This is a genomic window from Pseudoalteromonas sp. ESRF-bin5, assembly GCF_002632075.1.
Lineage (GTDB): Bacteria > Pseudomonadota > Gammaproteobacteria > Enterobacterales > Alteromonadaceae > Pseudoalteromonas > Pseudoalteromonas marina.
This window is the reverse complement of record NZ_NTLW01000029.1, coordinates 1-1786: the sequence shown is the minus strand read 5'-3', so window position 1 is coordinate 1786 and position 1786 is coordinate 1. Positions and strand designations below refer to the sequence as shown.

Here is a 1786-nt window from a genome sequence, read left to right as displayed (position 1 = left end):
AGCTAGTACAATGTCGCCATGTAACACCATGTTCATTTGATGTTTGGCAATAAACCAATCTTTGTTCTCGCCTTCAACTTCTAAAAAGCCAAAACCGTCTCTGTGGCCTATTACTTTGCCTTTGGTTAAACCGGCTTCGTCAATCAGTGCATAACATTTAAATTTATTAAAATATAACTGACCATCGCGCTCCATGGCACGAAGGCGACGTTTAAATGCAATTTGACGCTCTTCGTCATTCACGGCTAGTTCTTCGCATAACTGTGCGTAGTTAGCAGGTTTTGAACGCTCTTGAAGATGAGTAAGTATAAACTCACGGCTAGGGACGGGGTTTTCGTACTTTTCTTGTTCTCGACTGAGATTTGGATCTTGGTTTGACATTCACTATCTTGTTAGTTGGTTATGGAAGTATTTTAACCCATATACGTAAAATGAGACAGGTAAAAGCACTTAATCTTTAAACAAAGCGCATTTATCGGTTATTTAGTTTTAGAAAACTTAGCGTACCGGGCCTTAATGCGTGCTTAATTATGCAGCTTAATTATGTCATTGTGATTAAGCTGCATCCGTTAACTCAGTTATTACTTAGTTTTATGCAAATTTTTGTACAACATTTTACTCACGTTATCGATAAAGGCTGGGTCTTCTTCTTTTATAGTGTGTAAAATGTGTTTATTCATTTGCGATTTGTTTTGAGCGTAAATCCAACGGTTTTTATTAAACTGCGCTGCAAACTCATAAACGCCGGCTTGTAGTTCGTCGTTATCGTTAAATACCGCTTCTATTACGTTATTTTCAAACAGTTGTTGCGCGCCCACGCGTTCGCCCGTCATTGCTAGCCTATTAAAAAAGGTTTGCGGTATCGCTTTATTAATTATAGGAAACATAGACGGTACAAAAGGGACCAATACATCAACCTCTGGAAAGCAAAAAAAGCCTTTGTCTGACTTCATAAATCTAAAGTCGCAGGCACAAGCCAGTACAGCACCATTACCATACGTATGGCCGTTAAGGGCGGCAATAACAGGCATAGGAAACGTAACAATACGTTGTAGTAACTGTGTTATTTGCAACATAAAGTCAGAAATAGCCGCTGGTAAAATGCTTGGATTTGCCATCCACTCAAGGTCAATACCCAACGACCAGCTTTTGTCGCTTGCCGAAGTGAGCACAACCGAATGAATGCTTTTATCAGCCTCAATATGATCAAGGTGTAAATTAAATTCAGCCAAAAACGCTGGATTGTGTCGATTTTCTGCGGTGTTCATCGATAATATTGCGACACTGTTTTTTACTGTTAAATCTATTAAGTTTGCCATTTAACCCTCTTTTAGCGCATTTTAAGCTTGTTTTAAGCGCTGTTCGTTTCTTTATTGTTATGGCTAATATAGTAAGGGTTTGTGTTAAATTTATAAACCTTAATCACATGTGTTTATAACCACCCTTTTTGTTTAGCTATACGTGCTGCGTCGATTCGGTTTGTTGCATTAAGTTTGGCGATGGCGTCAGACAAATAGTTACGCGTTGTCCCTTCACTTATAAATAACTGTGTGGCTATTTCGCTCGTTTTAAGGCCATCGCTTGCAAGCTTTAATGCTTTTCGTTCTTTGTCGGTAAGTGGGTCGGCGTCGTCTAGAGCGTTAATCGCAAGCTCTGGGTCAATTACCTTTTGACCTTGCATTACCTTTTTAAGCGCGTTGATTAGTTCGTCACTTGGGGCTTCTTTTAATATGAACCCTTTAACACCGGCACTTAACGAGCGCCTAATATACCCAGCGCGTGAAAA

At 39.5% G+C, this 1786-nt stretch carries 3 protein-coding genes; all 3 read right to left on the bottom strand.

The genetic code is table 11. The annotated features are described in order from the left end of the window. Positions 1–381 (bottom strand): winged-helix domain-containing protein (locus BCG07_RS00505; protein ID WP_286888011.1); only part of this gene is annotated, 381 nt, incomplete at its 3' end. Positions 382–581: 200 nt separating this feature from the next. Further along, entirely contained in the window at positions 582–1319 is a 738-nt protein-coding gene (locus BCG07_RS00500; RefSeq protein ID WP_138529620.1) for an enoyl-CoA hydratase/isomerase family protein, read from the bottom strand. Between the two features lie 113 nt (positions 1320–1432). Then, the coding region (locus tag BCG07_RS00495; RefSeq protein ID WP_286888007.1) for a response regulator transcription factor at positions 1433–1786 on the bottom strand (354 nt) is incomplete at its 5' end.